The 26,993-nt window shown below is 40.9% G+C and carries 30 protein-coding genes; 17 read left to right on the top strand and 13 right to left on the bottom strand.

What is annotated here, in order from left to right; genetic code table 11:
- Nucleotides 1-29: 29 nt before the first annotated feature.
- Nucleotides 30-722, top strand: a complete 693-nt coding sequence (locus AACU95_RS02520; RefSeq protein ID WP_004250789.1) for a fimbrial protein — start codon at nucleotides 30-32, stop codon at nucleotides 720-722.
- 408 nt (nucleotides 723-1,130) lie between these two features.
- On the opposite strand, the gene fliE is transcribed toward AACU95_RS02520, so the two are convergent.
- Entirely contained in the window at nucleotides 1,131-1,442 is a 312-nt protein-coding gene (gene fliE / locus AACU95_RS02515; RefSeq protein ID WP_004248328.1) for a flagellar hook-basal body complex protein FliE, read from the bottom strand.
- Between the two features lie 276 nt (nucleotides 1,443-1,718).
- On the opposite strand from fliE, the gene fliF reads away from it, so the two are divergent.
- From fliF to fliR, 13 genes are all read left to right on the top strand, one after another.
- On the top strand, nucleotides 1,719-3,440 hold the full coding sequence (gene fliF, locus AACU95_RS02510; RefSeq protein WP_004250786.1) for a flagellar basal-body MS-ring/collar protein FliF: 1,722 nt from the start codon (nucleotides 1,719-1,721) through the stop codon (nucleotides 3,438-3,440).
- Nucleotides 3,437-4,435: a flagellar motor switch protein FliG gene (gene fliG, locus AACU95_RS02505; protein WP_004243510.1), complete on the top strand. Its 999-nt coding sequence runs from the start codon at nucleotides 3,437-3,439 to the stop codon at nucleotides 4,433-4,435. The genes fliF and fliG overlap by 4 nt, the downstream gene beginning before the upstream one ends.
- Nucleotides 4,428-5,150, top strand: a complete 723-nt coding sequence (gene fliH, locus AACU95_RS02500) for a flagellar assembly protein FliH (protein WP_004243511.1) — start codon at nucleotides 4,428-4,430, stop codon at nucleotides 5,148-5,150. Before fliG ends, fliH begins: the two co-directional genes overlap by 8 nt.
- Nucleotides 5,150-6,523, top strand: a complete 1,374-nt coding sequence (gene fliI / locus AACU95_RS02495; RefSeq protein ID WP_004248329.1) for a flagellar protein export ATPase FliI — start codon at nucleotides 5,150-5,152, stop codon at nucleotides 6,521-6,523. The genes fliH and fliI overlap by 1 nt, the downstream gene beginning before the upstream one ends.
- A gap of 30 nt (nucleotides 6,524-6,553) precedes the next feature.
- The gene (fliJ, locus tag AACU95_RS02490; protein WP_004243513.1) at nucleotides 6,554-7,000 is read left to right on the top strand and encodes a flagellar export protein FliJ; all 447 of its coding nucleotides are present in this window, start codon (nucleotides 6,554-6,556) and stop codon (nucleotides 6,998-7,000) included.
- Nucleotides 7,000-8,412 (top strand): flagellar hook-length control protein FliK, encoded by a 1,413-nt coding sequence (locus AACU95_RS02485; RefSeq protein ID WP_036895227.1) that lies wholly within the window; start codon nucleotides 7,000-7,002, stop codon nucleotides 8,410-8,412. Before fliJ ends, AACU95_RS02485 begins: the two co-directional genes overlap by 1 nt.
- Nucleotides 8,413-8,589: 177 nt before the next feature.
- Nucleotides 8,590-9,072: a flagellar basal body-associated protein FliL gene (fliL, locus tag AACU95_RS02480; protein ID WP_004243519.1), complete on the top strand. Its 483-nt coding sequence runs from the start codon at nucleotides 8,590-8,592 to the stop codon at nucleotides 9,070-9,072.
- Between the two features lie 5 nt (nucleotides 9,073-9,077).
- A complete protein-coding gene (fliM, locus tag AACU95_RS02475) occupies nucleotides 9,078-10,109 on the top strand; it encodes a flagellar motor switch protein FliM (RefSeq protein WP_004243520.1) in 1,032 nt (343 codons plus the stop codon).
- Nucleotides 10,102-10,512, top strand: a complete 411-nt coding sequence (gene fliN / locus AACU95_RS02470) for a flagellar motor switch protein FliN (protein WP_004243521.1) — start codon at nucleotides 10,102-10,104, stop codon at nucleotides 10,510-10,512. Before fliM ends, fliN begins: the two co-directional genes overlap by 8 nt.
- A gap of 3 nt (nucleotides 10,513-10,515) precedes the next feature.
- Nucleotides 10,516-10,962 (top strand): flagellar biosynthetic protein FliO, encoded by a 447-nt coding sequence (fliO, locus tag AACU95_RS02465; protein WP_004243522.1) that lies wholly within the window; start codon nucleotides 10,516-10,518, stop codon nucleotides 10,960-10,962.
- On the top strand, nucleotides 10,962-11,732 hold the full coding sequence (gene fliP, locus AACU95_RS02460) for a flagellar type III secretion system pore protein FliP (protein WP_004248331.1): 771 nt from the start codon (nucleotides 10,962-10,964) through the stop codon (nucleotides 11,730-11,732). Before fliO ends, fliP begins: the two co-directional genes overlap by 1 nt.
- Before the next feature lie 14 nt (nucleotides 11,733-11,746).
- The gene (gene fliQ / locus AACU95_RS02455; RefSeq protein ID WP_004243524.1) at nucleotides 11,747-12,016 is read left to right on the top strand and encodes a flagellar biosynthesis protein FliQ; all 270 of its coding nucleotides are present in this window, start codon (nucleotides 11,747-11,749) and stop codon (nucleotides 12,014-12,016) included.
- 5 nt (nucleotides 12,017-12,021) lie between these two features.
- Entirely contained in the window at nucleotides 12,022-12,804 is a 783-nt protein-coding gene (gene fliR, locus AACU95_RS02450) for a flagellar biosynthetic protein FliR (RefSeq protein ID WP_004243525.1), read from the top strand.
- Between the two features lie 312 nt (nucleotides 12,805-13,116).
- Here the strand turns inward: fliR and flgL are convergent, their stop codons facing one another.
- The 11 genes from flgL to flgB all read right to left on the bottom strand — a co-directional run bounded on the left by flgL (nucleotide 13,117) and on the right by flgB (nucleotide 23,226).
- Nucleotides 13,117-14,061: a flagellar hook-associated protein FlgL gene (flgL, locus tag AACU95_RS02445; protein WP_004243527.1), complete on the bottom strand. Its 945-nt coding sequence runs from the start codon at nucleotides 14,059-14,061 to the stop codon at nucleotides 13,117-13,119.
- 25 nt (nucleotides 14,062-14,086) lie between these two features.
- Complete coding sequence (gene flgK / locus AACU95_RS02440) at nucleotides 14,087-15,730, bottom strand: flagellar hook-associated protein FlgK (RefSeq protein WP_004248337.1); 1,644 nt, start codon at nucleotides 15,728-15,730, stop codon at nucleotides 14,087-14,089.
- Between the two features lie 118 nt (nucleotides 15,731-15,848).
- Nucleotides 15,849-16,835 carry a flagellar assembly peptidoglycan hydrolase FlgJ gene (flgJ, locus tag AACU95_RS02435; protein WP_004243530.1) on the bottom strand — a complete coding sequence of 329 codons (987 nt, stop codon included), beginning with the start codon at nucleotides 16,833-16,835 and terminating at the stop codon, nucleotides 15,849-15,851.
- Nucleotides 16,835-17,941 carry a flagellar basal body P-ring protein FlgI gene (locus tag AACU95_RS02430; RefSeq protein WP_004243531.1) on the bottom strand — a complete coding sequence of 369 codons (1,107 nt, stop codon included), beginning with the start codon at nucleotides 17,939-17,941 and terminating at the stop codon, nucleotides 16,835-16,837. Before AACU95_RS02430 ends, flgJ begins: the two co-directional genes overlap by 1 nt.
- Nucleotides 17,942-17,955: 14 nt before the next feature.
- Nucleotides 17,956-18,699 carry a flagellar basal body L-ring protein FlgH gene (locus tag AACU95_RS02425; RefSeq protein WP_004243532.1) on the bottom strand — a complete coding sequence of 248 codons (744 nt, stop codon included), beginning with the start codon at nucleotides 18,697-18,699 and terminating at the stop codon, nucleotides 17,956-17,958.
- A gap of 62 nt (nucleotides 18,700-18,761) precedes the next feature.
- Nucleotides 18,762-19,544, bottom strand: coding sequence for a flagellar basal-body rod protein FlgG (flgG, locus tag AACU95_RS02420; RefSeq protein ID WP_004243533.1), 783 nt, complete (start codon nucleotides 19,542-19,544; stop codon nucleotides 18,762-18,764).
- A 19-nt stretch (nucleotides 19,545-19,563) separates the two neighbouring features.
- A complete protein-coding gene (locus AACU95_RS02415; RefSeq protein ID WP_004248338.1) occupies nucleotides 19,564-20,319 on the bottom strand; it encodes a flagellar basal body rod protein FlgF in 756 nt (251 codons plus the stop codon).
- Between the two features lie 21 nt (nucleotides 20,320-20,340).
- Nucleotides 20,341-21,561 (bottom strand): flagellar hook protein FlgE, encoded by a 1,221-nt coding sequence (gene flgE, locus AACU95_RS02410; RefSeq protein WP_004243535.1) that lies wholly within the window; start codon nucleotides 21,559-21,561, stop codon nucleotides 20,341-20,343.
- A 28-nt stretch (nucleotides 21,562-21,589) separates the two neighbouring features.
- Nucleotides 21,590-22,390: a flagellar hook assembly protein FlgD gene (locus AACU95_RS02405; protein WP_036907841.1), complete on the bottom strand. Its 801-nt coding sequence runs from the start codon at nucleotides 22,388-22,390 to the stop codon at nucleotides 21,590-21,592.
- Between the two features lie 12 nt (nucleotides 22,391-22,402).
- Nucleotides 22,403-22,807 carry a flagellar basal body rod protein FlgC gene (flgC, locus tag AACU95_RS02400; RefSeq protein ID WP_004243537.1) on the bottom strand — a complete coding sequence of 135 codons (405 nt, stop codon included), beginning with the start codon at nucleotides 22,805-22,807 and terminating at the stop codon, nucleotides 22,403-22,405.
- A gap of 5 nt (nucleotides 22,808-22,812) precedes the next feature.
- A complete protein-coding gene (gene flgB / locus AACU95_RS02395; protein WP_004243538.1) occupies nucleotides 22,813-23,226 on the bottom strand; it encodes a flagellar basal body rod protein FlgB in 414 nt (137 codons plus the stop codon).
- 210 nt (nucleotides 23,227-23,436) lie between these two features.
- Between flgB and flgA the strand changes: the two genes are divergently transcribed.
- The 3 genes from flgA to AACU95_RS02380 all read left to right on the top strand — a co-directional run bounded on the left by flgA (nucleotide 23,437) and on the right by AACU95_RS02380 (nucleotide 25,521).
- The gene (flgA, locus tag AACU95_RS02390; RefSeq protein ID WP_012368060.1) at nucleotides 23,437-24,093 is read left to right on the top strand and encodes a flagellar basal body P-ring formation chaperone FlgA; all 657 of its coding nucleotides are present in this window, start codon (nucleotides 23,437-23,439) and stop codon (nucleotides 24,091-24,093) included.
- A 676-nt stretch (nucleotides 24,094-24,769) separates the two neighbouring features.
- Nucleotides 24,770-25,069, top strand: coding sequence for a flagellar biosynthesis anti-sigma factor FlgM (gene flgM / locus AACU95_RS02385; RefSeq protein WP_074561748.1), 300 nt, complete (start codon nucleotides 24,770-24,772; stop codon nucleotides 25,067-25,069).
- Nucleotides 25,070-25,080: 11 nt separating this feature from the next.
- Complete coding sequence (locus tag AACU95_RS02380; RefSeq protein ID WP_004243542.1) at nucleotides 25,081-25,521, top strand: flagella synthesis protein FlgN; 441 nt, start codon at nucleotides 25,081-25,083, stop codon at nucleotides 25,519-25,521.
- Nucleotides 25,522-25,689: 168 nt separating this feature from the next.
- On the opposite strand, the gene AACU95_RS02375 is transcribed toward AACU95_RS02380, so the two are convergent.
- On the bottom strand, nucleotides 25,690-26,946 hold the full coding sequence (locus tag AACU95_RS02375) for a two-partner secretion domain-containing protein (RefSeq protein WP_041707094.1): 1,257 nt from the start codon (nucleotides 26,944-26,946) through the stop codon (nucleotides 25,690-25,692).
- Between the last annotated feature and the right edge of the window lie 47 nt (nucleotides 26,947-26,993).

Raw genomic sequence — 26,993 nt, 5'->3', positions numbered from 1 at the left:
CCTCTAAAAAAGAATAAAGGAATAATGATATGAAAAAAGTATTACTCAGTCTTGCTATGCTGAGTGTAATATCAACGCCGGTATTGGCTAAAACGCCTGTTGCTAACTTAAAAATCAATGGTGATATTAAGCCACCAACTTGTACTGTTCATGGGGCGACACAAAGTGATGTTATTTTTGATTACGGAGTCATAAGCCCAACACTTATCCCTCAATCGAAAAACTACGAGTATCCTTTAGCTACAGGTAAAAATACCGTTACGGTTGAATGTGATGCTAAAACATATTTAACCTTTGTTGCATCTGATACTTATGACAGTGCGGAATTAGCTAATGATACGACAGGACAATTTCATTTAGTTGATAAAGCAAATCCTGAAGCCGCTGTTGGTGCAGCTTTTTTTATATGGACAAATATTACTGTCGATGGTAAGCCTGCGTATATTTCACGAGCAAATGATGTTGCTATTACGGGGAATAAATTTAATAACGTCCTATACAAAGGCCCTACCAATGGTTGGACCTCAGAACAACAATCAGATATTAATAAAAACTCTCTGTCTCTCATTTCAGGTGAAATTTTCCAAGCGAATTTCAGTCAAGGAAAGACAAGTCGTACTTTTATTTTATCCAAAGATGCACTAAGTAAAAAAGGAATAGATATTGCTGATGGATTAGATTTTGTCGGAGAGGTTGTTCTCACTTTTAACTTTGGGGTCTAATTTTAACATATTGATAATCACATTATAATTAACCTTTATATTGTGATTATCTTTTACGTTAAAAAATAAAGAGGCCTAATTTATATAATTAATCAATTATCAATTTCTGCTGCGCTATTGATGCCCTTATTTTCTTCCTCTTCTTTTTGTCTGGGTTCCTCTTTCACCTTCTGTGCTTGTAGTAGCATAAGTAAATTGGTCCCCCATTCAGAGGTAATATTATCACTTCATCAACAGATGGGGGACCCATCAGCAAAAATGGTACAGGATAATATGATGCTTAGATGCATGAATACGAGCAAAACCCAATATTGCTATTAAGCCAAACATTGAATGCTCCTATCCCCTATATGTCCCCATCGAGCCACAACAAAGATAATATTCTTTTATCTCAATGAGTTAATTTTATCACACCTGCATTGACATAATCTCTTGATAAGCGGCGACCAGCTTATTACGCACTTGTACGCCCATTTGTAATGAGATGCTGGATTTTTGCATATCCACCATCACATCATTTAATTCAACACCGGGCGTACCTAACGTAAATGCTTGTACTTTGTTGGTTGCATTAACACGAGTTTCGTTAATTTTACCTACTGCTTGAACCAACTGAGTTGCAAATCCTGCCTGTACTGGCTGGGGTTTGGCAATATTGGATGCTTGTAAAGTTTGAATTTGCATTTTATCCAGAACACTTTCAATAGCTGGAATTGACATATAAACCTCTGCGTTAATCATCTAATTCAATTTTTGAATCAATGTCATAGTAAGTAGGTGAACCAACACGCTTACCGAGTAATACCCTAACACAGGGGCTTCATTCCAAAGCGAGTAATTAACGCAAAAGTTAAAGGCTAATTACGCCATTAAATGAAACGCAAAAGGCCAATAATGAGACACCTGAGAGTAGGTTTATTTATTTGCGTAAGGGGAGTCTGTTTTGTTACGCCACGCTTTTAGTATTCATCCCGAACTACAAGGCAAGGATTGTCTATGAATGCCGAAAAAACCGACGTTGTGAACCAGAAAAAAGGTTTTAACGCCATTATTAACCGGATAAAAGCCGATCCGAAAATTCCGCTTATTATTGCGGGATCGGCGGCGATTGCCATTTTTGTTGCTGCTTTTTTATGGCTACAAAGCCCTGATTATAAAGTGCTTTATAGTAATCTTAGCGATAAAGATGGTGGCGAAATTGTCACACAGTTAACACAAATGAATGTACCCTATCGCCTATCACAAAATGGTTCTGCGATTATGGTACCTGACAATCAGGTTCATGAATTACGCCTGAAACTCGCACAAGCGGGGCTTCCAAAAGGTGGAGCTGCCGGTTTTGAACTACTTGATAAAGAAAAGTTTGGGATCAGCCAGTTCAGTGAACAGATTAACTATCAACGTGCACTTGAAGGGGAGCTTGCTCGTACCATCGAAACCTTAGGTCCAGTGCAAAATGCTCGTGTTCATTTAGCATTACCTAAACCCTCTCTTTTTGTTCGTGAGCAAAAATCACCTTCTGCTTCTGTAACAGTAGGTCTGCTGCAAGGTAGAGCCTTGGACGAAGGTCAAATTAATGCCATCGTACATATTGTAGCAAGTAGTGTTGCAGGTATGCCCGATAGTAATGTGACCATTGTTGATCAAAGCGGTAAGTTATTAACACAGCCCGATGCTTTAGGTCGTGATCTTAATTCTATTCAACTCAAATATGTCCAAGAGTTGGAAAGTCGCTACCAGCAACGTATTGAAACACTATTAGGCCCTATTGTTGGACGTGGTAATGTTCATGCGCAGGTCACCGCTCAAGTTGATTTTTCTCATACAGAAGAAACCGCAGAAGAGTACAAGCCTAATCAGCCCCCTAACCAAGCTGCAGTACGCTCAAAACAAGTGAGCCAAAGTGAGCAAAATGGAGGCATGTTAGCTGGCGGTGTGCCCGGTGCGTTATCTAATCAACCTATTGCACCACCGCAAGCGCCGATTGAAAAAGCCAAAGACACGGCGGCTGATGAGAAAGCAACATCTACCAATGCTAATCGTTCAATGACGCGTAATCCAAACAGCAATAGCCGTTTAGATGAAACAACCAACTATGAAGTAGATCGTCGTATTCGTCATGTTAAACGACCTGTTGGCAATATTGAGCGCCTTTCTGTTGCGGTAATCGTCAATTACAAAACCGTAGAAGACAAGAAAAAAGCAACAGAAGGTGAAGAGCCTATTGTCGAAAATAAACAAGTTCCGTTAACCGATGAACAGCTTCAACAAATTGAAAGTTTAGTACGTGAAGCGATGGGTTATTCCCAAGAGCGCGGTGACTCTTTAAGTGTGGTTAATTCTCAATTTAACGATACCGAAGAGCCAGTGATTAGCGTTCCTATGTGGGAAAATCCACAAATATTGGCTAAAGCATTAGATTTAGGCCGCTGGTTATTGCTTGTTATCATCGCGTGGATCTTATGGCGTAAATTAGTGAAACCTCAACTTGAAAAACGCCGTGAAGCAGAAGTCGCCGCACAAAAAGCGATTTTGAAAACCAAGCTTGAAGTGACAGATGATGTCAACGAAGCCGAATTAGATGAAGAATCAAGACGTAAACAAGCACGTCAACGTGTTAGTGCCGAATTACAAAGCCAACGCATTCGAGAGATGGCAGAAAAAGATCCTCGTGTTGTAGCCATGGTAATTCGTCAATGGATGAGTAAAGAACAATGAGTAATGACTTAACTGGAACCGAAAAAAGCGCCGTTATGTTACTGACATTGGGTGAAGATCGCGCAGCAGAAGTATTTAAACATCTAACGACACGTGAAGTGCAACAACTGAGTATTGCGATGTCTTCTATGCGTCAGATCTCCAATCAACAACTCATTGATGTGATGGCAAGCTTCGAAGAAGATGCTGTTCAGTATGCAGCATTAAATGTGAATGCTAATGATTATTTACGCTCTGTACTTGTTAAAGCCTTAGGTGAAGAGCGTGCTAATAATCTGCTCGATGAGATCTCAGAAACCCGTGAAACCACAACAGGTATTGAGACACTTAACTTTATGGAGCCACAAATGGCTGCCGATATTATCCGTGATGAACATCCACAGATTATCGCCACCATTTTAGTTCACTTAAAACGTGGTCAAGCCGCTGATATTCTTGCTCTGTTTGATGAAAAATTACGTAATGACGTTATGTTACGTATCGCAACATTTGGTGGTGTTCAGCCATCAGCCTTAGCTGAATTAACGGAAGTACTGAACAATTTACTTGATGGTCAAAATCTCAAACGTAGCAAAATGGGTGGTGTTCGTACTGCAGCTGAAATTATCAACTTGATGAAAAGTCAGCAAGAAGAAAATGTTATCACCGCAGTACGCGATTACGACGGCGAATTGGCACAGAAAATTATCGACGAAATGTTCCTGTTCGAAAACCTTATCGATATCGACAACCGTTCAATTCAGCGCATTCTACAGGAAGTGGAATCCGAATCCTTGGTTGTGGCATTAAAAGGTTGCGATCAAGAACTACGCGATCATTTCCTCAACAATATGTCGCAGCGTGCTGCTGAAATTATGCGTGATGACTTGGCGTCTCGTGGACCTGTTCGCATGTCTCAAGTGGAAGCTGAGCAAAAAGCAATTCTGCTTATTGTACGTCGCTTAGCTGAGAGCGGTGAAGTTGTTCTTCATGGAGGAGACGATACCTATGTCTGATAAAAATACTGATACAAACTGGAAGCCTTGGGTTCCAAAAGAACTTATTGACTGGGAATTAAAAGTCAAGGAAGACACGGGGTTAGACGAGAAGGAAGACGAAAATCAAGAAAAAGAAGTCGTTCAGCAACAGAAAGTCCTCGAGCAAATTAATATGCTTGATGACATGAAAGAAAAGGCCCAAAAACTGGGCCATGCTGAAGGCTTTGAGGCAGGGAAAAACCAGGGTTATCAGGAAGGCTATCAGGCAGGATTACAATCGGGTATCGAAGAAGGTATCCGTCAAGGCATTGCTAAACAAGAACCTTTTATTAATGAATGGCAAGGCTTATTAGCTGAATTTAGGCATTCATTAAATGGTTTAGATAGTGTTATTGCCTCACGATTAATGCAGATAGCACTCACAGCGGCCAAAGAAGTACTTGGACAACCTGCGGTCTGTGATGGCTCTGCATTACTTGCTCAAATTACACTGATGTTGCAACAAGAGCAGATGTTTGCAGGGGATCCACAGCTACGGATTAACCCTAAACATATCCCTCTGATTGAAAAGGAATTAGGCGATTCTCTTACCGCCCACGGTTGGAAAGTGGTGGCTGATAATAGTATCCATGTAGGGGGCTGCCGTGTTGTAACCAATGATGGTGATCTTGATTCCACAATTGCGACACGTTGGCATGAATTGTGTCGTCTTGCTGCACCGGAGGCGTTGTAATGACCGCAAGATTGGGGCGTTGGTTAGAAAAACTCGCTGATGCAGAATCTCGTTTAAATAAAATTCCGCGCATACGCCAATATGGTCGCTTAACCCGTGCTACAGGCTTAGTCATGGAAGCTAAGGGGCTAGTTATGCCCCTTGGCTCTACCTGCTTAATAGAACGTACCATTGGTAAAACGGTTGAAGAAGTTGAAAGTGAAGTCGTCGGATTTAACGGTAGCCAAATGTTACTCATGCCACTACAAGAAGTGGAAGGATTAACCCCAGGTGCTCGAGTCTACGCTCAATCGATCCCCGGTCGTGAAGGCGAAGGCCGACAATTACCCCTTGGTGATGCCTTATTAGGCCGCGTACTTGATGGCTCAGGAGATCCGCTAGATGGTTTACCGCCGCCAGATACCAGTTATCGTGCACCACTGATTACACCACCTATCAACCCATTACAACGTACCCCCATTACAGATGTACTTGATGTGGGTGTACGTGCCATCAATGCACTGCTTACGGTCGGTCGTGGCCAACGTATGGGACTCTTTGCCGGCTCGGGTGTCGGGAAAAGTGTTCTATTAGGTATGATGGCGCGTTTTACTCAAGCCGACGTCATTGTCGTAGGGCTTATTGGTGAACGTGGTCGTGAAGTTAAAGACTTTATTGAGAATATCCTAGGTAAAGAAGGATTAGCACGCTCGGTGGTAGTAGCAGCACCTGCTGATGTTTCACCACTCTTACGAATGCAAGGTGCTTCTTATGCAACCCGTATTGCCGAAGATTTTCGTGATCGCGGTAAACATGTTTTATTAATTATGGATTCGTTAACTCGCTATAGCATGGCGCAGCGTGAAATTGCCTTAGCCGTTGGTGAACCGCCGGCGACAAAAGGTTATCCCCCTTCTGTATTTGCAAAATTACCCGCACTTGTTGAGCGTGCCGGTAATGGCGTTGATGGTGGTGGCTCCATTACTGCTTTCTATACCGTGTTAACAGAAGGTGACGATCAGCAAGATCCAATCGCTGATTCTGCCCGTGCTATTTTGGATGGCCATATCGTGCTTTCGCGTTCACTGGCGGAATCGGGTCACTACCCTGCTATTGATATTGAAGCGTCCATTAGCCGTGCGATGACCTCACTGATTGATAAAACACATTATCGCCGAGTACAAGTATTTAAGCAGCTATTATCCAGTTATCAGCGCAATCGCGACTTAATTAATGTAGGGGCTTATGCCACAGGCAGTGATCCTATGCTGGATAAGGCGATTGCCCTTTATCCATCATTAGCAAAATTCTTACAACAAGATATTCAAGAGCAATGTAGCTATCAACATGCTTGTGAACAACTTAATCAACTGATCACACTAGATTCATTCTGAACATAATCAGGAAAAATAAAGAGGGTTCCAATGCGGGAGCAGTCACCTTTAGTGACACTGAGGGAACTGGCACAGACAGCGGCAGAACAAGCCGCTGTCCAACTAGCCCAAGTCCGCCAGAGTCATCAACAGATGGAACAGCAACTCAATATGTTGATCGGGTATCAGGATGAATACCGTGTTCGTCTCAACCAGACGTTAAATGTGGGAGGCATGTCATCAGCATCATGGCAAAACTATCAACAATTTCTCAAAACACTTGAATTAACTATCGAGCAACATAAACAGCAACTTCGTCATTGGCAAGCGCAACTCGACCTTGCAACGGAACATTGGCGAGAAAAACAGCAACGACTCAATGCGTTTGAGACATTGGAGCAACGCGCTGAAGATAGCCGTAAGCGACAGCTTGATCGTATTGAGCAGAAACAAATGGATGAGTACGCACAGCGTAGTACTTTACGGAGAACAACTTGATGGAGATAACGCTTCTGACCATGGATGTCACAGCAACCTCTCCGGGAACGACATCCGCTACAACAAGTCAACCCGGTGATAATGCGTCGACATTTGCACAACTTCTGAGTACTCAACCTCAGAATACACCCAGTGATAAAAAAAACGCCTCTATTTCAGGCCATTCCTCAAAAGAGAATAAGGCGCACAATCACACTGAAAAAAATAAAGACCAACAAAATGATGACGATATTGATACTATTGTCACTGAATATGCGGCATTAGAGGCGCCAGCAACGAAAAATACCCATCTTGCCCTCTCGTTACCTGATAATGAGCAATTTAGCTCAATTCTTGAAAATAAAACGGCCTCTTCATTAATGTCCGCAGAAGAATTAGCGGCAGAGCTTCCAGTACAACTTGCCGGACTTGCAGGGTTAAAATCTACATCGCTTTCAGCCAACCAAGCTCATCAGCCACATTTATTGGGAACCTCGTTAAAGCATGCTGGGAATGGAAACGAGTTATCTCACCTTATGGCAGAAAATGCCCGTGCTGAACGTGATCTTGTCGATAAATGGCAACAATTCAATACGCAAGCTAATGCAGATGACAAATCATTACTTGCTCAATTACGCCCTGAGACAGCGTCATTAACCCAACTTGCAACACATGAAGCTCGCCATTTAACGAATGGGCATTCAGCAAAGAAAGTTGATAACGCTTCACTGTTATCTTCCGTGGCAGAAAAAGCGGATGGATTGTTAGCCGATGACAAAGCATCAGCCAATACAAAATTAACCGATAATCTGGCAAACCAAATAATCGGTAATAACCGTATTGCTGAACGCGATCTACACAATAGATTATCGACCTCTTCGGTGTTTGCCTCTTCATCAGTAGCAAGTCATGCGCAACCGTCATCAATGATGCAAGCGCAAATGCACTTTCCTTCGATGCCTACCCCGATGTTAAATGCACAAATAGGCACACCGGAATGGCAACAGCAACTCAATCAACAAATTGTGATGTTTAGTCGTAATGGTTTACAAAAAGCTGAGCTACGTTTACATCCCGAAGAGTTGGGTTCATTACATATTCGCATGAAAATTGAAGATGGACAGGCTCAATTACATCTTGCCTCTCAAAATGGACAAGTGCGTACTGTGTTAGAAAATTCCCTGCATCATTTGCGTCAAGCGCTCTCTGAAAATGGGATACAACTCACACAAAGTCAAGTGTCTAGCGACAGTCATGACGGTTGGCAACAACAAAATATGTCAGATTCCTCTCAATTTAGTGGAAATGGTGCCGATAATCATCAAAGAAGCGAGGGTAATTCTATGCAATTAGCCTCAGAAACGGCACAAAAGATAACCCTTACGCCTCAAGAGTTAGCCTCTGCTCGTGGTGGTGTCGATATTTTTGCCTAATACAAATGTATTGGGAGGACACACTATGTCAATAAACGTAAGAGTTAATGGTTTTTTCCCTATCTGTTTCTGCCATTAAAAAACAGAAATAGCGGGATAATTAAGGTTGATTTAGATGGATATGGAAGTCCACAAAAGTGAACACGTATCCACTACAAAACAGGAATTTAACTGTCCATGTCTAATTACAGCAATGAACGTAAAAGCTATAGCTTAATTCTGATCATCCTATTATTGGTGATCGCCATTATTGCAGCGGCATTCGGTGGATATAGTTGGTGGGCATTGAAGCATGCTAAATCAGGTACTACGGGCACTAGTCAGCAAAAAGTTATACCGGCCCCCGTTTTTATGTCATTAGAGCCTTTTACCATCAATCTGATTGATGAAGAAGAACATTTAGATCGCGTACTCTACATAGGGATCACGTTACGCTTACATGATGAGAATACACGTAAGCGCTTACATGATTATTTACCCGAAGTTCGTAGTCGCTTGCTACTACTTCTTTCTCGTCAACACGCTAATAAAATTGCAACAGATGCGGGGAAACAACAACTCATGACAGAAATAAAAGAAACGCTGAGACCGACTCTTGTACCGGGTGAATCTGAACAGATCCTCTCCGATGTACTGTTTACCACGTTTATTCTGCGATAATCATTATGAGCGATAATATCCTTTCACAGGCAGAGATAGATGCTCTGCTGAATGATGACACATCAGGTGACGACGCCCAAAAAAGCGCGAACAGGGAACCTGCGATAGCGAAGGATCCGAATGAACCGGATATTCAGCCTTATGACCCGAACACGCAACGTCGTGTCGTTCGAGAACGGTTACAGTCGTTAGAAATTATTAACGAACGTTTTGCGCGTCAATTCCGTATGGGGCTGTTTAATATGCTTCGCCGAAGCCCTGATATCACGGTTGGTGGCATAAAAATTCATCCTTATCATGACTTTGCCCGTAACCTACCTGTACCAACTAATCTAAATTTGGTGCATTTAAAACCGTTACGTGGCACAGCGTTATTTACCTTTGAGCCGAATCTGGTTTATATCGCGGTTGATAACCTGTTTGGTGGCGATGGGCGTTTTCCAATTCCCGTTGAAGGACGCGAGTTCACCAATACAGAGCAGCGTATTATCAACAAAATGTTAAAACTGGCACTTGATGCCTATCGTGATGCTTGGGACTCCATCTTCAAAATTCAAGTTGAATATGTTCGTTCTGAGATGCAGGTAAAATTTACCAATATCACCTCATCACCAAATGACATTGTGGTGACGACACCTTTTCAAGTAGAAATTGGCTCTATGGTAGGGGAATTTAGTATCTGTATTCCTTTTGCCATGATTGAACCGCTACGTGAACGGCTAATCAATCCACCAATTGAAAACCTTCGCCAAGAAGATAGCGTTTGGTTAGACAGTTTAGTAAACCAAGTTAAGCACTCAGAGCTTGAGTTGGTTGCTAACTTTACTGACATTCCGCTGCGTTTATCAAAAGTCCTTACCCTGAAAAAAGGGGATGTACTCCCTATTGATAAACCAGAAAGATTGATTGCACATGTTGATGGTGTGCCGGTATTAACAAGTCAATACGGTACAGTTCATGGGCAATACGCCCTTCGTGTTGAACATTTAATTAACCCTGTTTTAAACGCTCTGGATGAGGAACAAACCAATGAGTGATGAAAATCGCCCAACTGATAATTCACAATCGGCTGAGGATATGTGGGCTGATGCAATGGAACAGCAAACTGGCAAAAGCCAAGATAATAGTTCCGACGTATTCGAACATCTGTTACCTGAAGATGATACGCTTAATCATCTATCTGATATCAATTTGATTATGGATATTCCTGTCAAATTGACAGTAGAGTTAGGGCGTACCAAAATGACGATTAAAAAACTCCTAAGCCTATCACAAGGCTCTGTAGTGTCATTAGATGGGCTTGCGGGTGAACCCCTTGATATTCTTATCAATGGCTACTTAATCGCCCAAGGAGAAGTCGTGGTCGTTTCTGATAAATATGGTATTCGCATTACCGATATCATCACCCCTTCAGAACGTATGCGCCGTCTGAGTCGTTGATCTATGGAACAGATCCCTTCCTTTTCCAGCCAAGGTGCGGTTAATACTGCCGCACCCGCCACAACGCAAACTATCCAAACACCGGCGCAACCTTTACCCGTTGGACAAAGCCTTGTGCAAGTCAGCACCGCGCTTGCGGGTATTATTGTACTGATTATTGTTGCAATGTGGCTTTTCCGCCGTTTTGGCTTTGCTCGCGGTACATTTAAAGCTAATCAAGCACAACTCACGGTTAAAGCGAGCTGTTCATTAGGTACCAAAGAGCGTGTTGTCGTTGTTGAAATCGAGCAGGAATGGCTTGTATTAGGGGTTACGGCATCGCAGATTAATCTGTTACACACCTTACCCATTCCTAATCATGCCTCGCAGGAAGCGCCTATACCACCTTCTTCACCGTTATTTATTCAATTATTACAAAAAACGCTAAAGCGAGATAAAGGCAACTCATAATGCATCAGTGTGTCTCTTATTTTAACGCATTAAAGCGCTGGCCTCTCTTCGCTAGTGTCCTTATTTTGTCACTATTGCCAAGCCATGCGTTTGCTCAATTCCCCAGTGTTATTTCACACCCATTACCGGGAGGTGGCCAAAGCTGGTCATTGCCAGTACAAACACTGATTTTTATCACAGCCCTAGGTTTTATTCCCGCCGTATTACTGATGATGACGAGTTTTACTCGGATTATCATTGTGCTGGGTTTATTGCGTAATGCGTTAGGTACACCTTCTGCTCCCCCTAACCAAGTGGTACTGGGTCTTGCGCTATTTATGACATTTTTTATTATGGCACCGGTGTTTGATAAAATTTATCAAGATGCTTATCTCCCTTTTAGTGAAGATAAAATCACTTTTGAACAAGCACTCGATAATGGCTCACAACCACTGCGCCAGTTTATGATGCAACAAACGCGCGAAACCGATCTTGCACTTTTTGCTCGTCTTGCTGATGCCCCCGCATTTGAAACACGCGATAGCGTACCTATGCGAATTTTAGTACCTGCTTATATTACCAGTGAGCTAAAAACCGCTTTTCAAATTGGTTTTATGATTTTTATCCCTTTTCTCATCATAGACTTAGTGGTTGCCAGCGTCTTGATGGCACTCGGTATGATGATGGTGCCACCCGCCACCGTTTCACTGCCTTTTAAACTCATGTTATTTGTATTAGTCGATGGCTGGCAGTTAATACTTGGCTCATTGGCTCAAAGCTTTTTTAACTAGCAAAGAGGTTCTTTATGACGCCTGAATCTGTTTTAGCATTAGGAACGGAAGCGATGAAAATTGCCTTATCCCTTGCTGGACCTCTATTATTGTCTGCACTGGTTACCGGTTTAGTAATAAGCATGCTGCAAGCAGCAACACAAATAAACGAAATGACACTGTCGTTTATTCCTAAGATCCTTGCTGTATTAGCGGCTATTTTAGTCGCAGGCCCGTGGATGCTCAGTTTGTTATTAGACTATATGCATAACTTATTTACTGGCATTCCAGGAATGATTGGCTAATAACAATGATAACCTTGACCAGTGAAATACTTAATGGCTACATCAGTGATTTTTTCTGGCCATTTGTGCGTATTTTGGCACTCTTTAGTACCGCGCCTTTGTTTAGTGAAAAACAGACACCTAAAAAATTTCGTATTGGACTCGCCTTTTTAACCACGGCGTTAATTGCACCAGGGCTACCGCAAAGTCAAGTACCTCTCTTTTCTATCATGGCTTTTTGGGTACTGATCCAACAAATTTTAATTGGCACAATTTTAGGCTTATCTATGCAGTTAGCTTTTGCTTCTGTACGTCATGCAGGAGAAGTGATTGGTTTACAGATGGGGCTGTCATTTGCGACTTTCGTCGATCCTTCAGGTGGCCCGAATATGCCTATTCTTGCTCGTATCTTTAACATGTTAACCATGTTGCTTTTTATGGTGTTTGATGGGCATTTATGGCTGTTATCGGTATTAGCAGATACTTTCTATGTTGTTCCTATTGGAAATCAGACCTTTAATTCATTGGGTATCCTTACGTTAGTACAAAGTGGTGGCACTATATTTATTAACGGGATGATGTTAGCCATGCCATTAATCACTCTACTATTAGTACTCAACCTTTCATTAGGTATTTTAAACCGTATGACACCACAGCTTTCTGTTTTTGTGGTCGGTTTCCCTCTTACCCTCACGATCGGTATGTTGGCGTTATCACTGATTATGCCAGCGTTACCTGTGTTTACTGAGCGCGTCTTTAGCGATACATTTAATCGTATTACCTTAATATTGCAGCAATTAGTTTCTTGAAAAACCTGATGATTGAGATTGTGTTATCTATTTTTCCATTGGCTAATTAAATTTAATCTGCTTTTTGTCACTTGTTTTGTTTATTCCACAATTAATATATCATTTGCTATAAACCAGTGATGAATAAAGTCAGCTAGATAACTTAATATTCGTGCTAAAGGATCAGCACGGGCACTTACTGCTACTGCGACTAAAGTCATGCATAAACCTTGTACTGACTTCATTCGTTACAGATAAAAAAATCCCCTGATAAATATCAGGGGATAATCGCTTATTTTATAGAATAAGATGCTATTTACTATTGTGACTAAATTAACGATACATCTTAAACATCGACATCTCTTTCATGTCATTAAAGACTTTATAAGATGCCTGTAATACCGACTCTTCTTGATAATAATCTGAAATTGCTTGTGTCCAATCTAAGTCACGTAACTCACTTAAGCGTTTAGCATTTCTTAATGAGGTATCTGCACCTAAATCATCTAAATTATCAAGTTCTTGAAGCTGTAAACCTAATTTAGCTTCCACACTAGAAATATTATTTAATGTGGCGCGATTAACACGGTTAGCCGTATTAATCTTATCTAATGCAGCATCACGATCAGCTTGTGGTTTTCCAACTAGAGGTTCACGTAGTGCACTGATGGCTTCATCTAAGGCATTAAAAATATCTGGCTCTGTGCCTTTTCCTCCCGATGATTGTAACGTTTCTATCCCTGTAAAGTTGGATACCATTTCAATATTGCTATCAACTTTTTGAGTAATTTGCTTGTCTCCACCTTGGTAGGTGATTTTACCCGTTTTGTCAGCAACAAAAGGTGGTTTATCTGTTTGGAAACCAGCAAAAACATAACGTCCAACACCATCTTTCGTATTGCCAATCCCCACTAACTGATCTTTTAAACCACTTAATTGTTCCGCAAGAGAGGCACGATCTTCATCACTTAATGCGCCATCATTACCGGCAGCCACTAATGTTTCTTGAATTTTTGTGGTGATATTGACCATTTGGCTTGAAAGGCTCATTTGCAATGACATGCTGTTTTTAGCAAATCCACGTGCTGTCGCATATTGCTGATTACGCGCTTCAGATTGCTTAACCATTACCGCTTGTGAGGCCGCCATCGGATCATCAGAAGGTTTTTCAACACGTCGACCACTGGAAATTTTATTCCCTTCTGTCATCCATCTACTTTGCGAGCTAGTAATATTATCCACTCGCTGAGTGTAAATTTGATTTGAACTTAAACGCACGATTTATTCCTTAATCAAAGAGGGTTTATAAGACCTGCATAATCGCATCAAACATGGTATTTGCAGTTTGAATAACTTTTGCATTTGCCATGTAATACTCTTGGATACGATACATTTCGCCGTATTCTTCATCCAAGTTGACCCCTGAAACCGATTGTTGCTGTGTTAAAATACTGCTGGTGATCGCATTTTGCGCATCATAATCAACTTGCGCAGTATTCACTTTATTACCCACCATACTTATTAGTGAGCCATAACCACCAGCAATTGTTGCTTTACCATCGATAAGTTTTTCATCGGGTAATTCGAACAATTTTTTCATGTTCTCATTATCACTAGGTCCAGAGTCTTTTGTACCCGCGGCAGCTATTTTGCTTGGATCGCTGATTGCAACACTCATTCCTGCAATCACGTTGCCTACAGATTGAACAACGATAGAATCGCCCTCTTGTGCAGCTCCATTGACTTTGATGCTCATTCCTTCGAATTCTAATTCACCCGTTGTTGCATTAGGTGTTGCTGTAAATTTACGATTCCCCGGCTCTACAGTGACATTCCATTTACCACCTTCATACTTAACCGTATAATCCGCAGCTTTAACTTCTCTTGTGTCAGTGTATTTGACATCAAAAGTCGCATCACCTTTGTTCTTACCATTAGGCATGGTATGTGCCCCACCTAGGTTGAAGAACTTATCACCTTTATCGCCGTTTAAATCAAAACCTTGCTCATGTTGTTTATTAAATTGATCGCCCAACACTAAAGCTAATTGGTTTAATTGATTTCGGCTTGCATCTAATACTTCATTACGGCTACGGTAAGCGCCACCTAATTCACCGCCATTAATACGTTTAGCATCAACTTCACGGACTTCATCAATACCGTTGCTATAACCAACAACAAGGCGTTCACTGTTTTTACTGGAAGGAATAGCAGAGACTTCATAAGAGCGCGTCCCCGCAACAAGAGGAAGACCATTGGCAAAGCTGACATTAACAAACCCGCCATCTTGTTGGGTCACTTGTACATCAACTAGCGTATTTAGCTCTTGAATTAAGCGGTCGCGTTGGTCGAGCAGATCATTAGGCTCGGCACCATTAAAACCTTGGGAGCGGCTAATTTCTTGATTTAATTTAGCTATCTGCTTGGAATATTCATTAATATTCTTAGTGGTATTAGTGACTTGGCTATTAATGTCTTTTTCGAGATCGCGCAATGATTGATCCGCTTTATTAAACATATTCACCATTGCTTCCGCTTTACCCAGTATGGTGGTACGAGCTGGGTTATCTTCCGCATTGTTCGTTACATTAGGTAAGCTGGTAAAGAAGTCATCAATTGCACTGGAAACATCATTGCCTTTATCCGCTAATAAATTATTTATTTGCGAGATATTTTTGTTATAGCTATTTAAAGCACTCTGTTTTGTTACCGCACGATTCATTTGCCCCGCAAGGAACTCATTATATTCGCGATGAATACGACTCACATTAACACCATTTCCAATATAACCATTACTGGTCATCGTGCCACCGTTTTCATTAAATACGGTCATTTGACGGTTATACCAATTTACTTTTTGGTTAGCGATATTATTACTAATTGTGCTCATCGCAGCTTGTGCTGCATTAAGCCCGCTCATCGCTGTATTAATTAAATTGTTGGACATTTGTCTATCCTTTTACGTTTAGTCATCTCCTGTATGTTCGGAGCATAACTAGGCAATTGATATGGATGCTCTGCTATTTGTTATCGGTTATTCCCCCCTAAACTTGAGGGGAGAATAGTTAAAAGAGTTCACTTAAATCATGCGTATAAGTTTTCGCAACTTGCTCACCCTGTCCCTTTAATTGCCCTATAATAGAAACAAGTTTTTTGGCATACCCCGGATCGGTTGCATAACCGGCTTCTTGAATATGATAAGCAGCCTGTTCTGGTGTTTTGGCTTGCGGTACTTTGGCATAGCGCGGGCTTTCCGTAAGCAATCTTAGATAATCTTGGATAGCCTCCACATAAGAGCCGTAGACACGGAAATTATCACGCATCTTGATCGATTTACCGTCAATCACTTCCGTTGTCATAATATTAGTGACAGGCCCTTTCCAATAACGCCCCGCTTTAATACCAAACAGGTTGTAGCTCGGTTTTCCATCACCCGTTAAAATTTCTCGTTTACCCCAGCCAGATTCTAGTGCCGCTTGTGCTACAACTAAAAGATGATGAATACCTGTACCTTGTGTCGCTTGTTTAGCAGGCCCTAACAATTTAGCGGCAAAAGAAGCGCTACTTTCAGACAGTCCTTTTAACTTGCCTACCGTACTTTCAACTGCATTTTGTAACGGTTGCATCGCACGATAGAGCTGGCCTAATGCTTGTGTTGGCATTGATTGAAAAATATCACTGCTGTCTAATGGCATCGGCGTTTTACCGGCCAGTTCGCTCGGTTCCATCGTTACTTTAGCTGACAGTTGTTTTTCAATCATGTCAGCAAATCCCAAGCCTTTTTTGGATAAATCTTGAGCAATTTGCTGATCATAAAGAGAGGTGTACATTTTAGTGCTTTCTGAATTGAACATACTCTCTTGTGGAATAGCTTCACGCATACTTTTTAACATCATTTGCACAAAAACCCCCTCAAGTTGCTGCGCCACTTGGCGCAGCCCTTGCTGATCGGCATTTTGTCCAACCTGATATTTAAGTTTATTCAATGCGTTACTATCATATGCCGGCGTTGAAATATTCGGCATTGAAGAAAGCAGAGATAACTCTTTCATCAGATAATCTCCAATCTCGCCCGTAAACAACCCGCACTTTCCATCGCTTGTAATATCGACATGAGATCTGTTGGGGTCGCACCTAGCGCATTGAGTGAACGGATCACTTCATTGAGGCTAGCACTGGCGTTGACTTTTTGTAATGAACCACCCTTTTCATTGACATTAACACTCGTATTACGTGACACAACCGTACTGCCACCTGCAAAGGGGGTATTCGGTTGACTCACATTCACTTGGCTATCTACCGTAACAGATAAGTTGCCTTGTGCGATGGCACAGCTACCTAATACCACATCACGGTTCATTACAACGGAACCTGTTCTTGCATTGATAATCACTTTAGCATCAGCAATAACTCGTTTTACCTCAAGGTTTTGCACATCTGCTAAGAAACGAACTTGTTCACTTTTACCAAGAGGTACACGTAATTGCACCGTACGGGCATCAAGAGGAAGCGCCGTTCCTACCCCTCGTAGTTTATTAATCGCATCAGCAATACTTTGTGCTAGCGTGAAGTTTTCTTCGTTAAGCTGTAAGTTTAATAATCCCGTTTGACCAAACTGAGAAGGTAACTCACGCTCAATAATGGCACCGTTACTAATACGTCCACCCGCTAATTGATTGACTTTTACGCTGCTGCCCCCCGCAGAAGCACCAGAGCCACCGACAATAATATTCCCTTGGGCTACCGCATAAACCTGACTATCTACCCCTTTAAGTGGGGTCATCAGTAACGTACCACCTCGTAAACTTTTGGCATTACCTAATGAAGAAACAACCACATCGATAGATTGCCCAGTACGACCAAAAGGAGGTAGTTTTGCTGTCACCATCACTGCCGCGACGTTTTTTAACTGCATATTGGTGCCCGCAGGTACGGTGATCCCCAATTGTGAGAGCATGTTATTTAGACTTTGCGTGGTAAAAGGTGTTTGCATGGTTTGGTCACCCGTACCATCGAGGCCGACAACCAAACCATAACCAATCAGCGCATTTTCTCTTACCCCTTCAACCGAAGTAAGATCTCTGATCCGTTCGGCATGGGCAGAAAAGCCGACACATGTCATCACGATAAAGAAAAGGCTAATCGCTAATTTTTTCATCTAGATCCTACTCGTTAAAAAGGTGATACATTTAAGAAGAAACGTTGTAGCCATCCCATGGATTGCGCTTCATTAATATAACCGTCTCCGATATATTCAATACGCGCATCAGCAACTTGGGTTGAATTGACCGTGTTTGAGCCACTGATAGTGCGCGGATTCACAACGCCTGAAAATCGAATAAATTCAGTACCTTGGTTTATCGCAATTTGTTTTTCACCCACAACGTGTAGATTGCCATTTGCCAATAACTGATCAACCGTTACCGTAATGGTGCCTTTAAAGGTGTTATTCGCATTAGCACCACCTTTACCACCGAACTCACTGTTTCCTTCCATGCCCATATCAGTACGGCTATTCCCTAATAATCCTTCTAAGAACCTTGGTGTAATAGAAGCAAGGAAACCGGCTTTACCATTGCGACTGGCATTCGCCGACGAGTTTTTACTGGCACTGACATTTTCTTGCAAGGTGATAGTCAATGTATCGCCAATATTTCGCGGTCGCCTATCTTCAAATAATGGCTGATAACCAAAATAAACCGGCTGGGTAGCCTGAAAAATAGAGCCATTAGGTGCTGGTGTGGTAGGCGCAGTAGGTATTGCCGTGGTGTGTCCTTCAACCAATGGTTTTTTCGGTATCTGAGCGCACCCTGCTAGTGTCAGTACCAACAGGGCGGTACCTAAACGTTGATGACGACGCCATCTGACACTAAGCTTGCTTGCCCCAGAATTGTCAGTAATGACCTTTGTATCCATCTTCGATACTCTTTTAGTAATACGCCTGACAGAAATTCTGTCAGGCTAATGAATCAACGAAATTAGAGTTGCGTGAGTTTCTGTAACATCTGATCAGAAGTTGAAATCGCTTTACTATTAATTTCATAAGCACGCTGAGTTTGGATCATATTGACCAATTCTTCCGCGACATTAACGTTAGAGGTTTCAACATATCCCTGATATAACAAGCCCGCACCGTTAATACCCGGCGCATTCTCAGTAGGTGCTCCGGAGCTGGCTGTTTCTAAGTACAGATTTTCCCCAACACTTTCTAACCCGCTATCATTAATAAATGTGGTGAGGGTTAATTGCCCTACTTGTTGAGGTGCAGGCGATCCTTCAATCTCCACACTGACAATACCATCACGACCTACCATCACCTTTTTAGCGGTTTCTGGCAAAATAATCGCTGGGACGATTTGAAAGCCACTGGAGGTCACTAGTTGCCCATTTTGGTCCATTTGAAAAGAGCCATCACGAGTATAAGCATCCGTACCATCAGGTAATTGAACATGGAAAAAACCTTGCCCTTTGATAGCAACATCACGCGTACCATTAGTTTGGGCTAAATTACCTTGGCTATGTAAACGTTCTGTCGCCACTGGGCGAACACCAGTACCAATTTGTAAACCAGAAGGCGCATTCGTCTGCTCGGATGTCATCGCTCCCGGTTGACGAATAGTTTGATAGAGTAAATCCTCAAAAACCGCACGCTGGCGTTTAAAACCATTTGTGCTGACGTTTGCGAGGTTGTTGGAAATCACATCCATGTTAGTTTGTTGTGCATCCAACCCTGTTTTAGCAATCCATAAAGAACGGATCATGGTTTTCCCCTTACACTATTTAACTCATTGATAGCAATTGGTTAGCGCGTTGCGCATTATCATCTGCACTGTGGATCACCTTCATTTGCATTTCGAAACGGCGGGCATTGGCAATCATATCGACCATAGCTTCAGCAGGATTGACGTTGCTACCTTCTAATACACCAGCAAGGACTTTGACGTTATCGTCCGCAGGTAACGTTTCACCCACTCGTGCTGTACCTTGAGGTGATAGGTGAAATAGACCATCATCGCCTCGTACCAAATCATTTTGTTCTGGCTTCACCATTTTTAGGCGACCAATTTGCCCTAGCATTTTGGGTGGATCGGTAGGGACATGAGCCGTGACAATGCCGTTATTAGCAATGCTAATTTCCGCTTGTGGTGGCACTTCAATTGCGCCATTATCGCCCATCAAAAGACGTCCTTGTACCATCAACATGCCATCAGCGTTACGCTCAATATTGCCGTTTCGGGTATACGCTTGCGTACCATCTTCAAGTTGAACAGCCAAATAGCCATTATCACTTAACGCAACGTCCATCGGTCTGCCGGTGTAATTCATCGTTCCCTGACGCTGATCACTACCGGGCGTTGACGCGACGGTAAGTGTACGCGTCGGTAAGGTTTCGCCATTGATAGGTACGGCTCGCATCGCACTAAGTTGCGCTTTAAACCCTGGTGTTGATGCATTTGCTAAATTGTTCGCCACGACAGCTTGGTTTTCCATTGAGTGTCTGGCACCGCCCATCGCGGTATAAATCACATGATCCATAACAGATGATTTCCTGCGTTATTAGCGCATGCTAACTAGTGTTTGCAGGATCTGATCCTGAGTTTTGATAGTCTGCGCATTAGATTGATAGTTACGTTGAGCAACAATCATGTTAACTAACTCTTGGCTCATATCTACGTTAGAGGCTTCTAAGGCATTGTTGGTTAATTTACCGAATACGCCAGAGCCTGCCACACCAACAATGGGTGAGCCTGAACCATTGGTTTCAGACCACATATTGTCACCTTGTGAACTTAAGCCACCAGGATTGGCAAAGTTAGCTAATGCGATTTGACCAACCACTTGGCTTTGTTGGTTTGAGTAGGTCGCCATAATGGAACCATCTGGCTCAATACGGAAATTGGTAAATTCCCCTGCTTGATAACCATTTTGCGCGAGTTTAGAGACACTTGATTCAGCGACTTTTTGCTGCGTACTACCACTAAAGTTCATTTCCATATCCATGGGTTGTGAACCTTTATAAGCAACGGTAGTAAAGTTTTTCAGCTTAGGTGCTGTTTCATCTAATACCCCGTTATCCTTATAAACTAATTTACCCAGATCTTGTGCTGGCTCACCTGTTGTGGTGTCTTGAGCATACACACTCCATTCGTTATCTTTGGTTTTAACAAAGAATAAGTTCAGGTTATGTTCATTACCTAAACTATCGTAGGTTGTCACGTTAGTACTAAAGTTATAAGAATCGTTATCTTTGGGATCAAATTTATGTGTTGTTTGATCGATAGCCTCTTCAGCTGAATTCAAGTTAACCGTCATATCCATTTTATCGGTTGCACTTGCATTCATCATATCGGTAGGAATAATGATAGGCGTTGGTGTTGCCCCTTTTTGTACTACATTTTTACCGTCTACGTTTTGTACTGGATAACCTGTAATACGCATGCCTTGCATATTAGTGAGATAGCCGTTTTTATCTTTGCCAAATTCACCGTTACGTGAATAGAAAACGCCACCGTTACTATCTTCAATACGGAAGAAACCACCACCAGAAATCGCCACATCGGTTGGGCGGTTAGTAGTAGTGATACTACCATCTTTAAAGTTTTGGCTAATGCCTGATACTTTTACACCAAGCCCTGCACCAGAGCCGGCAAAAACATCGGCAAAAGAGACTGTTGCCCCCTTAAAACCGTAGGTTGCAGAGTTTGAGATATTATTACCAATAGTATCTAAATTAGCGGCTGCTGCATTTAAACCACTGACTGCTTGAGAAAAGGACATGCGCCCTCCATTATTGAATTAATGTTGATTAAAAAACTTTACGAATTTCGTCCAATGAAACGATGACACCGAGGCCAACATCAAGATGAGGTTTTCCCTCTTTCATAGAAACGGAATTGACTATCGCACTTTTAAGTGTTTTTACTGGAACTTGAGCATCATTAAATGTGGCATTTACTGTAAATTGATATTTTCCAGTAGGAACTTTATTACCATCATCATCAGTGCAATCCCAAAAGAAGTGATAAACATCCGGCAGAATTTTTGAATTCATTTCGATCGTGCGAACTTTAGCCCCACTACTATCAGTAATATTGACTGTAAGCGTATCTATTGGACTAAAGGATTCAAAACCAAAAGCGCTGGAGAAGATATTTTCATTATCTGTCGCATCAGTAGATGCACGTAACTTACCTAATTTAGTATCAGGTGTTGTATCTGTATCTTTATCTGTATCTGCATCAGATCCAGCGTTTTCACCATTATTAATCTTATCAACGCTGATTTCATTACCGGCAATCATCACCATATGATTAACCAATGAGGTCGCACGTAATGCCTGACTTTGGTCAATTTGCCCAACAATGGTATTGACTGTTTTATTTAGCGTCTCTATCCCCTCAACCGTAGAAATCTGTGCTAACTGTGACGTTAACTCATTATTCTGCATTGGGTTGGTGGGATCTTGGTTTTGCATCTGCGTGATAAGCAACGTCAGGAAATTACCTTTAATATCATCACTCCCCCCTTTTTTAGTGTGGTAGGATGAAGGCGCTTCCCCGATAATGGTATTATCAGTAGGTTCATTCATTGAGGCAGAAATACCCACAATTTATTCTCCCTATTGACCTATCATTAGCGTTTTTTGCATCAGCGATTTCGCTGTATTCATCACTTCAACGTTAGCCTGATAACTTCTTGACGCCGAAATAGTGTTGATCATTTCACCGACTACATCGACATTAGGCTTACGCACATAGCCTTTTTCATCTGCAAATGGATTTCCTGGCTGATATTCCATACGAAAGGGGGTCGGATCGTCCACTACTTGCGTAACATGAACACCACCAATATCTTGACCTGCCGGCGCATTCACTTGGAAAACCACTTGTTTTGCACGGTAAGGTTCACCATCAGGCCCCACAACGCTATCTACGTTGGCCATATTACTTGCACTGACGTTTAAACGTTGTGATTGTGCTGAAAGTGCAGAACCTGAAATATCGAAAATACTAAATAAAGACATACTCTTTATCCTTGTTGCAATACAGCCATCATGCTTTTAACTTGAGAGTTAATAAATGTCACATCTGCCTGATATTTAACGCTATTATCGGCAAAATTACTCCGTTCCATATCCATATCGACCGTGTTACCATCCATCGATGTTTGATGAGGAACCCGATAAAGCAAATCAGCCTCTAAGCGATAACCGGGCTTAATAGGAATATGGCGTTCTGATGTCATTGTCAGTTGCAATCCATGACTACCAGTACGCCCATTTTCCATGGTTTTTTTCAACTCAGCCGCGAAATCAATATCCCGTGCTTGGAAGCCTGGCGTATCAGCATTAGCAATATTTGCCGCCAAAATTTCTTGGCGTTTATTACGTAGTGAAAGCGCTTCTTGTTGAAAATGAAACGTATTTTCTAATTTATCGAGCATCTTCTATCCTTGGTGGCTAAGCCACTTACCCTCAGCTGATAAAACAATTTCAGTTAACAGAATAAACGCTCAAAAAAAAGATGATTGGAGGAATAGGGGTAAATTGAATTGCTATTTATGCGTTTAAGGTATGTGAAGAGGATGTACACTATTTTGGCTAAATAAGTTTAACCACACCATTAGCATAAACTTTATAAGGTGATACAAACTATGTCTGTTAGAACGTTTATCGGTGTTATTTCTTTTTTCTTTATAGTAAATAGCGGTATAGCCAATCCCCTACCCGAAGCGCTACAGCAATTTTTCCAAACGCGCCACCACAAAGACGATAAAGTCACCGTAACCGTTTTAACCCCAGAGGATAAATGGCCACATTGCCAACAACAAGAAATCCTACAGCATGCAGGCTCTCGCAATTGGGGACGTCTTTCTATCCCCATTCAGTGCGATAATCAACGTCGTTTTATACAAGTAGATGTGAGTGTTTATGGACAATATTTAGTCGCTAAAAAAGAGATTAATCGTGATGATGTAATAACAACATCTTCGATTAAGATCATAAAAGGAGATTTAGAAAAGCTACCTTATGACGTGTTAAGAGATGCTGTTTTTATTAAAAATGCCATTGCTATGCGCCATATTGCGACCGAAAAACCAATAACATCAACTATGGTTCGTCGCCCTTGGGCCATTTTAGCGGGGCAGACTGTAACGGTTTTTGCACAAGGTGATCACTTTCAAATCCGTTATGAAGGAAAAGCGATTAACAATGCCGTTGCCAATGAAAGTATTCGTATACGGGTCAAATCAGGGCAAATTATTACTGGTGAAGCGCTGGAAAATGGCTCTGTACGTATCCCCTTGTAATACATTAAAGATAACAATTAAAGGTAACGATAAGCAGAATAAGCCTATATTAAATGACTTGTTAACCGTTTTAATGATAGCAAGGCAAGGTAAACTCTCTTGCACTATAAGTTGAATAAAAACGCTGCTTGTAGACTAGTGCTAATAAGTACGCTACAGCTTGAAGTACGACGAGAAAATACTCTAAATAATTCAAGTTATAACTAGGCGGCAAGCGAATGAGTTGCTAGGAGCATACATAAGTATGTGACTAGTGCGAATGAGTGATGCCAACAACGCTACAGCTTGAAGTATGACGAGAAAATACTCTAAATAATTCAAGTTGTAGCTAGGCGGCTAGCGAATGAGTCGCTAGGAGCATACATAAGTATGTGACTAGTGCGAATGAGTGACGCCAACAACGCTACAGCTTGAAGTATGACGAAAAAATACTCTAAATAATTCAAGTTGTAGCTAGGCGGCTAGCGAATGAGTCGCTAGGAGCATACATAAGTATGTGACTAGTGCGAATGAGTGATGCCAACAACGCTACAGCTTGAAGTATGACGAGTAAGATAACATTAAAGTTTATATCTACACTGCCGATATAAAACTACAAGATGATAGGCGAAAACACATAGGTTGTTTACAATGGCTTCATCTGACGATTAATTGATGCCTAACAAAGGATTTTCCTATGAGTATTGAACGCACAAATCCACTTATCCCAATCACGGCCATTTCTCAGCGTAACCTTAATGAAGGTACCCAAGAAGCACGAAAAACCGGTAATACGCAAACAAAAGCAATGGCGGGTGATACTTCTGTGAAACTAAGTGAAGCACAGAAAAAATTAGTTCAACCTAGCAATCAAGACATCAATGTCGAGAAAGTTGCCCGTTTAAAAGCAGCGATTGCCGATGGAACATTAACAATGGACAGCAGCAAAATTGCGGAAGCACTTTTCCGAGAAGCTGCTGAAAGCATAACTAAATAATATTAAAGATTATGATGGAAGAACTCCGCCAGACCTTAGATCTTCAGTTATCACAGCTCAATACCATTGCGGGTATTTTACGTGCTGAGCAACAGTTATTATGTGCAGGAAGTATTGATATCAATAAGCTGCATGAAATAACTGAACAGAAGAATTTTGTATTAACAGCCCTAGGTCATACCGATCAAAAACGTCAAATACTCAGTAAACAAGTTGGTATTGATAGACCCTATCAAGGACAGCCTTTTTTAGCTGATTTATGGGGACAACTGGTTGATCTAACGGAAGAGTTAAAACATCTTAATCAACACAATGGCTTATTGTTAGAGCAACATATTACTCGCAATAGTGAAACGCTACATTTTCTACAGAAAAATCATAGCCCAACACTTTATGGTGCAGATGGACAAGCACAGCGTTCAATATTAGCTGGGCGAAAAATACAAATATAATTTTCTTTTATAATTAAAGAATAGTCCCTGTATTATTTCAATATAATACAGGGAGTGTTTTGTTTAATATATTGATTTATATGTAACAACCTTCAGATAAATATTGAATTAGCGTTAGGATTTAAATCGATAGTAATAATAAGAATTATATTTTAAATTAAAATAGCCTTATTTGTATTTACTATAATCTATAATCGTTGATCTACCTAATTTATATTTTGTTCCCCCCTCTAATCTTAATTCCTCTGTTCCTATTAACAAGTTTTTACCTTCAATATCAACTTTATCATCATTTAATTGTAATATAATACGACCATCCCCCTGGATTTTACCACCAAGAAATATACTATCCTCAGCGAGGATATGAAAAACACTATTATACGACAATGATATATTACCTATTCCTATGGTTCCTACTCTTCCATATAAATAACTATCATCAATATTAAATGTTCTATCTAAAAGCAACCTATCCGCTTTCATAAATAGAATACTATCTTTAACATTAAATGATGAATTATTAAGAACAGAAGAATATTGATAAACCATTACTTTTGATTGTTTCGTCCCATCATAAGCTGTTCTATATAAATTATCATCTTGATTTATATCTATGTTTCCTGTGTTAATTAAGCTATAAGACTCATGATTTAGTGACAAAGTATTTATATTACCATGATTATAAACGTTACCCTGTTTTGATTTTATTATTAAATATCGACTATTTATTCCTGCCTCTGTCCTTAACAAAAAATGGCTGTGTTTATTATAATCATTTTTAGCTCCAAGATTAAACTCACTTAACCCCATATCAAAACGAATATATTCAGCATTTAAATCACCGTCAATCAAGTCTACATTATTAGAGATAATATTTATCATTCCAGATGAAATATCTTTATAATTTCGATTAATATGCATATGTTCATTTTTATCTAATTTATTTCTCATATCAAAAACAACACTAGAACCTATATCTGCTATAGTGAATGTCTTAGAAAATTTCCCTGTACTGCTACCTGCAATTAGTTTAATATCATTAATTCCAGAGAAAGAACAATCACGACAAGAAATTCCATTAGGATTAGCTATAACCACTGTTGCCTTTTTTCCTTGTAACTCAAGCTCACCTCTCAGAATTGAAAAATCTTTAGAAACAACCTCATTAATAATTAATTCTGCTTCAGCATTATTTTTTAATGATAAACCCAAATTACCAACATCAAGACGATTATAATAGATATGGGCGGTACCATCTTGATTAGTATTTATCACTTCAATTTGTGTTTTCCCTGTGTCATCATTAATAGATACTTTTGCATCTGATAATGAATCAGAATGTAAAATAACATCTTGATAAGCATAGCAAGATAATGAAATAAATACAGATAACAGTGAGACAGTAAATAGAGCGTTTTTTTTCATGGACATTTCCTTTGGTTTTAAAACTGATTATCATAATTAGCACAAGG

It is taken from the genome of Proteus sp. G4415 (assembly GCF_963896075.1).
Classification (GTDB): Bacteria; Pseudomonadota; Gammaproteobacteria; order Enterobacterales; family Enterobacteriaceae; genus Proteus; species Proteus mirabilis.
Note: the sequence above shows the minus strand (reverse complement) of the source record. Positions and strands in the feature narration are given on the sequence as shown.

Coding starts and splice junctions, on each gene's coding strand:
- fliQ (WP_004243524.1), top strand. CDS start 11,747: ATGACGCCTGAATCTGTTTTAGCATTAGGAACGGAAGCGATGAAAATT.
- flgB (WP_004243538.1), bottom strand. CDS start 23,226: ATGCTCGATAAATTAGAAAATACGTTTCATTTTCAACAAGAAGCGCTT.
- flgK (WP_004248337.1), bottom strand. CDS start 15,730: ATGTCCAACAATTTAATTAATACAGCGATGAGCGGGCTTAATGCAGCA.
- AACU95_RS02415 (WP_004248338.1), bottom strand. CDS start 20,319: ATGGATCATGTGATTTATACCGCGATGGGCGGTGCCAGACACTCAATG.
- fliM (WP_004243520.1), top strand. CDS start 9,078: ATGAGCGATAATATCCTTTCACAGGCAGAGATAGATGCTCTGCTGAAT.
- fliO (WP_004243522.1), top strand. CDS start 10,516: ATGGAACAGATCCCTTCCTTTTCCAGCCAAGGTGCGGTTAATACTGCC.
- fliJ (WP_004243513.1), top strand. CDS start 6,554: ATGCGGGAGCAGTCACCTTTAGTGACACTGAGGGAACTGGCACAGACA.
- AACU95_RS02430 (WP_004243531.1), bottom strand. CDS start 17,941: ATGAAAAAATTAGCGATTAGCCTTTTCTTTATCGTGATGACATGTGTC.
- fliR (WP_004243525.1), top strand. CDS start 12,022: ATGATAACCTTGACCAGTGAAATACTTAATGGCTACATCAGTGATTTT.
- fliG (WP_004243510.1), top strand. CDS start 3,437: ATGAGTAATGACTTAACTGGAACCGAAAAAAGCGCCGTTATGTTACTG.
- flgM (WP_074561748.1), top strand. CDS start 24,770: ATGAGTATTGAACGCACAAATCCACTTATCCCAATCACGGCCATTTCT.
- fliP (WP_004248331.1), top strand. CDS start 10,962: ATGCATCAGTGTGTCTCTTATTTTAACGCATTAAAGCGCTGGCCTCTC.
- AACU95_RS02485 (WP_036895227.1), top strand. CDS start 7,000: ATGGAGATAACGCTTCTGACCATGGATGTCACAGCAACCTCTCCGGGA.
- flgE (WP_004243535.1), bottom strand. CDS start 21,561: ATGTCCTTTTCTCAAGCAGTCAGTGGTTTAAATGCAGCAGCCGCTAAT.
- fliE (WP_004248328.1), bottom strand. CDS start 1,442: ATGTCAATTCCAGCTATTGAAAGTGTTCTGGATAAAATGCAAATTCAA.
- AACU95_RS02520 (WP_004250789.1), top strand. CDS start 30: ATGAAAAAAGTATTACTCAGTCTTGCTATGCTGAGTGTAATATCAACG.
- fliL (WP_004243519.1), top strand. CDS start 8,590: ATGTCTAATTACAGCAATGAACGTAAAAGCTATAGCTTAATTCTGATC.
- flgG (WP_004243533.1), bottom strand. CDS start 19,544: ATGATCCGTTCTTTATGGATTGCTAAAACAGGGTTGGATGCACAACAA.
- fliF (WP_004250786.1), top strand. CDS start 1,719: ATGAATGCCGAAAAAACCGACGTTGTGAACCAGAAAAAAGGTTTTAAC.
- flgA (WP_012368060.1), top strand. CDS start 23,437: ATGTCTGTTAGAACGTTTATCGGTGTTATTTCTTTTTTCTTTATAGTA.
- AACU95_RS02380 (WP_004243542.1), top strand. CDS start 25,081: ATGATGGAAGAACTCCGCCAGACCTTAGATCTTCAGTTATCACAGCTC.
- AACU95_RS02425 (WP_004243532.1), bottom strand. CDS start 18,699: ATGGATACAAAGGTCATTACTGACAATTCTGGGGCAAGCAAGCTTAGT.
- flgJ (WP_004243530.1), bottom strand. CDS start 16,835: ATGAAAGAGTTATCTCTGCTTTCTTCAATGCCGAATATTTCAACGCCG.
- AACU95_RS02375 (WP_041707094.1), bottom strand. CDS start 26,946: ATGAAAAAAAACGCTCTATTTACTGTCTCACTGTTATCTGTATTTATT.
- fliI (WP_004248329.1), top strand. CDS start 5,150: ATGACCGCAAGATTGGGGCGTTGGTTAGAAAAACTCGCTGATGCAGAA.
- fliN (WP_004243521.1), top strand. CDS start 10,102: ATGAGTGATGAAAATCGCCCAACTGATAATTCACAATCGGCTGAGGAT.
- fliH (WP_004243511.1), top strand. CDS start 4,428: ATGTCTGATAAAAATACTGATACAAACTGGAAGCCTTGGGTTCCAAAA.
- flgC (WP_004243537.1), bottom strand. CDS start 22,807: ATGTCTTTATTTAGTATTTTCGATATTTCAGGTTCTGCACTTTCAGCA.